The following is a 7,944-nucleotide window of genomic DNA, read 5'->3' as shown; positions in this document are numbered from 1 at the left end:
ATAGAGGTATTATGTAATAAATATCGAAAACATTCAAAGTTAATTTGAATGTAGTATGACAAAGTAATCCGTATTTCTGGTTTAGATTTCAAGCACTCTGTAGCAAAATAGGGGAATAGTTTCCCTTCAAAATACAAGGAGGATTTTCATGGATAACGATCTGAATCAATCGTTCGAAATTGCAATTACACGTGTTTTTGATGCCCCTCGCGAACTCGTATTTAAAGTATGGACAGAGCTCGGGCATTTTGCGAAATGGTGGGGACCAAAGGGTGTCTTCCTCGAAATCGTTAAAATGGACGCTCGATCAGGTGGAGAGTTTTTAGGTATTCAGACGTCTCCTGACGGAAATCAGGTTATGTGGGGGAAATTTGCATACCAAGAGGTTGTCGAACCTGAGAAAGTGGCTTATATCCGTTCCTTTTCCGATGAGCAAGGAAATACGGTCCGAGCGCCTTTTAGCGTGAGCTGGCCTCTTGAAATTATGAATATCATAACGCTAGAAGATGACGAAGGTAAAACTGCTTTAAAACTGATAGGTTTCCCTGTGAACGCTTCTGCAGAGGAACAAGAAACCTACAAAGGTATGGCTTCAAAGCTTCAACAAGATCTTGAGGGTACTTTCGATAAACTTGCAGACTATCTTGTCTCCCTGAATTGAAAAATTATAAATATTTCTACTAAAACTATCGGGGGCATTCCTTCTATAAGGGGTGTTCTTTTCTTATTGAAGAAAAGGGGCAGGGTAGCGAAAGAGGCTTGTTTTTTCTTGATAATGAATATTAATGACAGTAAATAGAACAAAATACGGTTTTACCTTAGGTTTAAAAACACTGTATCTGCAGTTATACAAATAGGATTTGAAGCATTATAGAAAAAACAGTGATGGTAAAAATTACAATTATTGATTTTTTAAGAACGGACTGGCAGGAATAAAGCTAAAAACCCTTTTCATGTATTTGCAGCATACTTCTTTTTGTTGGAAATTTGCTTTTTAAATATCGCAGTAGTTTACTTTTTTCTTGCTGTCTGTCTTTTTTAGTTGCATAACCTTGGGGTTCCAATTCTGCAAGGGACCTTATTCATTGAACTTCTTACAGGGAAAACTGCACTTACAATCGGAATCATCATTGGGTCATTGATGGTTGTAGTTCTAGTCCTACTTTTTACAATCAATATACTAAGCTTTAAAGCAAGTCAAAACATCTTAATAACAAAGATATGACCAATAATCTACAAAGAGATGAGGATTTCCTAACTTGGGACATCCTCTCTTTTTTGGGGAACAGGGACGGTTCTACAGGTATATACCGAAACCATGGGAGCGGTCTCCGTTAAAAATAGTGCCTGTCACTACTTAAATTATGTCACTACTAGTAGCCCGAATTGTAAGAATAGTGGACATTATCAGACACAGATCGAATAAGATTCGATAAATGACAGCTTCCGTATAGTAAGCTATAATGTGCATTGTTATTACACCTTTCAGATAGTAGAAAGAGGTTATTTTATGATTACGTTACATCAAGTGACGAAAAGATTTTCCCAATTTGATGCGATAAAGTCGGTTTCTTTAACCATCCAAAAAGGAGAAATTCATGGAATCATTGGAGCAAGTGGAGCTGGGAAGTCTACTTTGTTGCGATTAATGAATTTATTGGAGATACCTGATGAGGGTAAAGTGGAAGTGAATGGACAATTCTTAACAGAGTTGGCTAGTAAAGACCTTCGACTAGCACGTCAATCGATAGGGATGATCTTTCAACATTTTAATTTAGTGTCCAATAAAACGATCTTTGACAATGTTGCTGTTCCGTTAGAGCTAGCAAAAATCCCACGGCAAGCTCGCCATAGCCGTGTTATGGAATGCCTAAGATTTGTTGGATTGGAGAGTTTACAGAATAAATATCCTGCCCAATTAAGTGGAGGACAAAAACAGCGTGTTGCCATTGCAAGGGCTTTAGCAAATCGCCCCAAAGTGTTGTTATGTGATGAACCAACCTCCTCCCTTGATCCGAATACAACGGCAGAGATTCTTTTTGTATTACAAGATATAAATAAAAGTCTAGGTGTAACCATTGTCATCGTCAGTCACGAGATGGAAGTGATCAAGAGTATCTGTCATCGGGTAACGGTTATGGCAGATGGACAAGTCTATGATACATTGGTTAATGAACCAGAAGGGTTACAAAGCTTGAATAGTAATCCAGCGTGGTTTGTAGAACAACTAAAAAAGGAAAGTGATAGCAACAATGCCTGAGATTTTAATTCAATATGAAGCAGAAATATGGAATGCAATCGGAGAAACCTTTATAATGGTTGGGGTTTCAATACTAGCTGCTGTATTGATTGGACTTCCGGTAGGAACTTTACTGTATCTTTGTAGGAAGGGACAGTTGCTTGAAAACCAGTTCATCTTCTCGATCGTAAATTTACTGGTCAATATCATTCGTTCCTTTCCATTTTTGCTTTTAGTAGTATTTCTAATACCATTCACTAGATTGCTCATTGGGACCGCTATTGGAACAGCTGCAGCAACTATTCCCTTATCCATCATTGCCGTTGCCCATTATTCACGGCTAGTCGAACAATCGTTATTGGATGTACCTAAGGGTGTCATGGAAGCAGCGATTTCCATGGGTGCATCTATGAAAGAGGTAATCTTTAAGTTTCTACTCGTCGAGGCACGCTCTGGACTAGTACTGGGGTTAACCACGTCCATTATTAGTTTTATCTCGTATTCGACGATCATGGGGGTGGTTGGAGGAGGTGGAATAGGAGACTTTGCGATTCGATATGGTTATCAGCAATTTCAAACAGAATTAATGATGTATATGATTATAATCATGATTATATTCGTGCAGTTCATTCAATATACAGGTACAACAGTTTCAAGAATCATAGATAAAAGATAACAACAGGGGGAGACAAAATGAAAAAATTATTACTTTTACTAACCTTATTACTTCTCACTTTAGCTGGTTGTGGTCAAAAGAATGAAACCAGCGAAAAAGAAACAACACAAAATAAGGAGAAAGAAGAAGTGACCATCAAAGTCGCTTCATTAATACCACCAATGACGAACATTGTTGAAATTGCAAAAACAAAACTTGCAGAAGAAGGCATTCATCTTGAGTTAGTTGTACTTGGTGATAATGTACAGCCAAATAGTGCCCTTGCAGCAGGGGAAGTGGATGCAAACTTCTTTCAACATGTTCCCTATATGGAGGAATTTAACCGAAACAATAACGCAGAATTAGTGCCGGTTAAACCTATATATTTTGCCAACTATGGTGTATATTCAAAAGAATTCAATTCAATGGATAAATTACCTGAAGGGGCTGTCATTGCCATTGCCAATGATGTTTCCAACATTGATCGTTCATTATCATTGTTAGCTCAACATGGTATCATAACGTTAGAGGAAAAAACAGGGCCATATTATACAAAAGCAAATATTAAAGATAACCCAAAAGGATATAAATTTGAAGAAGTAGATTTGTTAATGTTAGCGAGAATGTATGACGATGCCGATGCAGTCGTGATGACGCCTGCTTATGCCGCACCGCTTGGATTGACACCAAAAAGTGATGCTCTTCTAACGGAAGGCATAGAAAATGATTTTGCGATTACTCTCGTTGCACGTAAGGATAATGCGGACTCAGAGGCCATTCAAAAGCTAGCAAAAGCGATGACAAGCAAGGAAGTACGAGAATTTTTAGAAAAAAATTATGATGAAACAGCTATTCCAGCGTTTGAATAATTTTAATATCGCTTGAAGGAGCCGCGCCATGTGATGGTGCGGTTTTTTCTTATATTGACTGCTCAAATCATTGTAACTATACCTGGATAGCTTACTATGAGTTTAGATTAAACTAAAATAAACCTCCCTTTTAATTGGGAGGCATCTAAAGTTACTTTTGTAGGAATAGTAAACTTTGTTAGAACTAACGATCTGAATATGTTAGCCCTTTTATTATCTGTTAGCTTTTTTCTTTGCGCCTCTGCTAAGTGACCAACGATGTTTACTATAAAACATCACACTCTTCGAAGTTTGAGTTATTATTTTAGTGTAGGTATTTTGCGTTTTTTTCCTCCATCTACAACTTCTATTTTTACATCTACATGTCTAATTGAATCTTTGGTTAAAGGTATTTCTCCTCCTTTTTGGATTTTTTTCCAAAATACATAATTATTCTTATAGAGTACATTTGACAATTGATATAGATCTGAGTTAATTTCGAGACTTTTTCGATACGTTTCTAGTACCTCTTTTTTAATTATTTTTTCAGCTTCCGAACTTAACTGTGAAGTTGAAATGTTTTTTTCAAGCCTATTTATAACTGCTTTTGTCCTTATTTTAATATCGAATTGAACATTCCCATTAATAATAATAGGTTTTATATTCACTTTTCGCTTGGTAATGGTTAAACCATAATTTTCATTTCCTTTCTTCTGAACACTTAATCCTGTTCGTTTAAACTTTTTTTCAATCCATCTATATCCTTTAATATCATTATTAATGATGTGTCCCTTCAAAGTATTGTCCCCCACAATAGAAATGCCATTTATCACTGCAATATTGCGAGGCTTTCCATCTCCGTGCCAATCATTTTTGTCGTAAGTAACAAAGGGAAGTACTATCTCATTTGGCGGAACATAATTGGATATAATCGTTTCTCTCATATCCATGGGTTGAATAAATGAATACTGTTCAAATGCTGCATTCGGATCACTTAATCGAGATAGATAAGTGGACATATTAATGGGTGGAATGGTATTCATCACTTTGGATATGGGAATTTTTGTACCGTAAATCCAAATATGATAATGGGTTTCATTATAACGAGTAATGATGTCAATAATACTTTGCAAACCATTTTGCTCCAATGCATGATTTGTTAAAAAAATATAAGAAAGATGTCCCCAATGAATCCGACGTTGGGAGGTTTTATATAAATTGAAAATGGCATCTTCAACTGAACTACCTGAGGACTTACCTATTTCTGAATTTAAAGGTTTGTCGGCACCCCCTCCAGAACCAGGCTTTGCTAATAAACTTAAATTGATAAGCTGTGTATGGATAATATATTTACCGTTTTTATAGTCAATTCCAATGCCTTGCGTATACACCATTTTTTCTGGGTCATTTGAATCCCAGCAGCCTGATAGTGGAAAAATAAGAAATAAAATAAAACTAAAGCAAGTCCATATTTTATACTCTCTCTTTCGTTTTATCATCTATTCACCTTTTCTTGTATCATCTGTTAGGTTAAGATCCTCTGGCCGTCTCCTCATAGCCCCCGCAGGCAGCTTAAAAAATGTTTTAAGGAAAGTCCATTTGTTAAATTGGTTCATACCATCTAAATAATAAACCCCAAAAGTTTGAATACTTCCTAAATAACTTAAAAGTAAAAAAAAGGAGAGTAGTACCCCAAAAAAGCCCAATAATGAAGCCATAATTATAGATAAGAAACGAATAATCGAAAGGGTGCCAATTAATGATTGATCAACCAGGGTGAAGGTGGCTACAGTCGATAAAGCAATTACAACTAACATAGAAGGACTTGTTAATCCGGAACTTATGGCTGCATCTCCTATAATTAATCCTCCAACCACACTCAAAATTTGACCAATTGCCATGGGAAGACGTACGCCGGCTTCCCTAAATAGTTCAAATAATAATAACATGGCAAAGGCCTCTACGGCTGCGGGAAAGGGTACACCTCTTCTAGTTTCGACAACCGTAGCCAGCAAAGATAATGGTACTTGATCCTGATGGAAGGTAGTTAATGCAATCCAAATGCCAGGAAATAAGGTAGAAATTAGTAAACCTGATACTCTTAACAACCTCTCAAGAGAAACATAGATATAACTAATTTCCTTGTCTTCATTGGTCTTAAATAAAAGGTGAAAGTTTATTGGTGTAATAAATGCTGTTGCAACCCCATCAATTAGTATGACAAATCTGCCGCTTAATAGGGTCTGCACCGCAAACTCTGGTTTACCTGTATATTTATGCCTGGGGAAAAGTGCATATTTATTGTTATTTATAAGTTCTTCTAATTGATTGGTGCTTGATAGGCCGTCAACATTAATAGAAGAAAGCTTATTCCTAATTTGCCCAAGCGTATCCAGATTGGCGATATCATCTATATATAGAAGTAGCAGCTTTGTCTTCGTCCTTTTACCAACACAGAATTCCTCAAAAACCAAAGAGGTGGTACGTAATCGTTTGCGAATTAAGGAAACATTTATGTTGATATCTTCGATAAAATCATCTCTTGGTCCAAGGATTGTGGATTCCGTATTTGTTTCAGATGGTTCTCTTTGTGGGCGTTTAGCAATATCTAAAGTGAACAATATGCCAGAAATTCCGAAATCAATCAATAATTTTCCTGCAAATATGTCAGATACAACATTTTCTTCACTAGAAATAGTTGCTATGGAAGGAAGATTGAGCTCTTCTAGAATGACATCGGTTGTTAGAGTTCCATTAAACCTCTCGAAAAATTTTTCAATTAAACTTGGAATTGTCTCGTAAAGCAGGTCAGTATTGATTAATCCAGAGCAATAAATAAATGTTACCGGGTGGAGCTTAAACTTAAAGGTTGAAAATTCAATATCTGGACATTTACTAAATATTTCTCTTAGAGCTTGTGTATTTAAAGGGGGTAGTGAGATAAATGTCTCATTTGTTCTTTTAAGGGGTGGCTGAGATTCCATGAATGCCTTTTTTCTATGCCTCATTATTAACTCTCCTATCTTTTTTTGATGCTATGTAGATAATTAAGTAAAACAGAATGGAAAATCCAAGGAAAAACCAAGCTGAAAAGGGTAATAAAACATAAAATAATATTTCAGTATACTTAAAGTCACTTAATGGAAAGAGCGTGAGAATTTCAATAATAATAAAAACAGCGTAAATAATAACCTTTCCGTTTTTATTTAAAGCGAGTAGTTCCCTTATCAAATAAAATAAAAAAGTTATTCTAATAAAGGCTCCTGAAAGCCATTGATAAATGACGAAAAAAAAGACATGTTCAATAAATTGTCCAATTGATACAAGCTGCCATTCTTCATAAGCTGGAAATCTCAGCTTTTCCGCCTCCCCTTGACTAAACTCAATGATAGCTCCTATTAGAGGACCTATCGTTAATCCAGTTAATAGTAGAGCGGTAATAACAAAATGACGAAAACGAAAAGTTTCTTTTACTTTGTCTTGAATAATCAGTACTAGAAAAAATTCAGTAAAACCAGAAAGTGGAAAGATGATACCCCTTATAATTGGTGCATAGCCATGTTCAAAAATTGGTCTTAATAAGGAGTAATCCTTATATTGAATATTGACTGTAGCAACAAAAAAACCAAGTATGACAATAAAAAAAAGAAGAGATTGATTAATGATGCAGATTGACTTCAGATTTGTTTTAGCCATTAAGAAACAAACTATTCCAAAAGAAATAGCTGTAACGGATCTTGGTGTCTGTGGGAGCAATGAAACATGCACCCATGTGATAGTTTCTCTTAAAGTTTCCGAACAAATGATTGTCAAGACAATAAGTAGTACCCCAATCATAATGTAAACAACCCACTTATTGACACGTCTAAGTAACCATTGAAAAACATTCTCCTTTTTCGTTTTTTGGTAAATGCCTATTATAATAAACAACCAAAGTAAGGTTATAAACAGTGCCAATATAACACTCAGCCACGAGTCTTTTTGGGCAGTTTGTATTAGTGGAGGAATGGCAAATACATGGTTCTTTAAACCTACTGCAGTTATGATTAGAAGAACTATTTGAAAAATTGAAATTGGATTTGAACTGTTAATATGATCACTCCTTAATTACCTTCTATTTCAAATGATTGTAATGGGTTGGCCAGTCCCCTAACCCAATAATAGAAATTTATAATAAATACAAAAATATACCAGATATAAAT

Annotated in this window: 7 protein-coding genes; 4 read left to right on the top strand and 3 right to left on the bottom strand. The window is 35.6% G+C overall.

Annotated features, from left to right (window positions below; genetic code table 11):
- Positions 1-148: 148 nt before the first annotated feature.
- The 4 genes from G6554_RS24910 (at position 149) to G6554_RS24895 (ending at position 3,763) form a co-directional block, all read left to right on the top strand.
- Positions 149-661 carry an SRPBCC family protein gene (locus tag G6554_RS24910; protein ID WP_166246786.1) on the top strand — a complete coding sequence of 171 codons (513 nt, stop codon included), beginning with the start codon at positions 149-151 and terminating at the stop codon, positions 659-661.
- Between the two features lie 849 nt (positions 662-1,510).
- A complete protein-coding gene (locus G6554_RS24905; RefSeq protein WP_166246785.1) occupies positions 1,511-2,260 on the top strand; it encodes a methionine ABC transporter ATP-binding protein in 750 nt (249 codons plus the stop codon).
- Positions 2,253-2,915, top strand: a complete 663-nt coding sequence (locus tag G6554_RS24900; RefSeq protein WP_166246784.1) for a methionine ABC transporter permease — start codon at positions 2,253-2,255, stop codon at positions 2,913-2,915. Before G6554_RS24905 ends, G6554_RS24900 begins: the two co-directional genes overlap by 8 nt.
- A 17-nt stretch (positions 2,916-2,932) precedes the next feature.
- Entirely contained in the window at positions 2,933-3,763 is an 831-nt protein-coding gene (locus G6554_RS24895; RefSeq protein WP_166246783.1) for a MetQ/NlpA family ABC transporter substrate-binding protein, read from the top strand.
- Positions 3,764-4,062: 299 nt separating this feature from the next.
- On the opposite strand, the gene G6554_RS24890 is transcribed toward G6554_RS24895, so the two are convergent.
- The 3 genes from G6554_RS24890 to G6554_RS24880 are packed head-to-tail and all read right to left on the bottom strand — an operon-like array spanning position 4,063 to position 7,810.
- Positions 4,063-5,241, bottom strand: coding sequence for a Ger(x)C family spore germination protein (locus G6554_RS24890; RefSeq protein ID WP_166246782.1), 1,179 nt, complete (start codon positions 5,239-5,241; stop codon positions 4,063-4,065).
- Positions 5,242-6,750, bottom strand: coding sequence for a spore germination protein (locus G6554_RS24885; protein WP_166246781.1), 1,509 nt, complete (start codon positions 6,748-6,750; stop codon positions 5,242-5,244).
- The gene (locus G6554_RS24880; RefSeq protein WP_347564353.1) at positions 6,740-7,810 is read right to left on the bottom strand and encodes a GerAB/ArcD/ProY family transporter; all 1,071 of its coding nucleotides are present in this window, start codon (positions 7,808-7,810) and stop codon (positions 6,740-6,742) included. Before G6554_RS24880 ends, G6554_RS24885 begins: the two co-directional genes overlap by 11 nt.
- Between the last annotated feature and the right edge of the window lie 134 nt (positions 7,811-7,944).

This window comes from Bacillus sp. MM2020_4, from assembly GCF_011250555.1.
GTDB lineage: Bacteria > Bacillota > Bacilli > Bacillales > Cytobacillaceae > Neobacillus.
This window is presented reverse-complemented; position numbering and strand designations above follow the sequence as displayed.

What these genes read in the sequence shown, in the direction of transcription:
- G6554_RS24905 (WP_166246785.1), top strand. Translation starts at nt 1,511, where the DNA reads ATGATTACGTTACATCAAGTGACGAAAAGATTTTCCCAATTTGATGCG.
- G6554_RS24890 (WP_166246782.1), bottom strand. Translation starts at nt 5,241, where the DNA reads ATGATAAAACGAAAGAGAGAGTATAAAATATGGACTTGCTTTAGTTTT.
- G6554_RS24895 (WP_166246783.1), top strand. Translation starts at nt 2,933, where the DNA reads ATGAAAAAATTATTACTTTTACTAACCTTATTACTTCTCACTTTAGCT.
- G6554_RS24900 (WP_166246784.1), top strand. Translation starts at nt 2,253, where the DNA reads ATGCCTGAGATTTTAATTCAATATGAAGCAGAAATATGGAATGCAATC.
- G6554_RS24910 (WP_166246786.1), top strand. Translation starts at nt 149, where the DNA reads ATGGATAACGATCTGAATCAATCGTTCGAAATTGCAATTACACGTGTT.
- G6554_RS24885 (WP_166246781.1), bottom strand. Translation starts at nt 6,750, where the DNA reads ATGAGGCATAGAAAAAAGGCATTCATGGAATCTCAGCCACCCCTTAAA.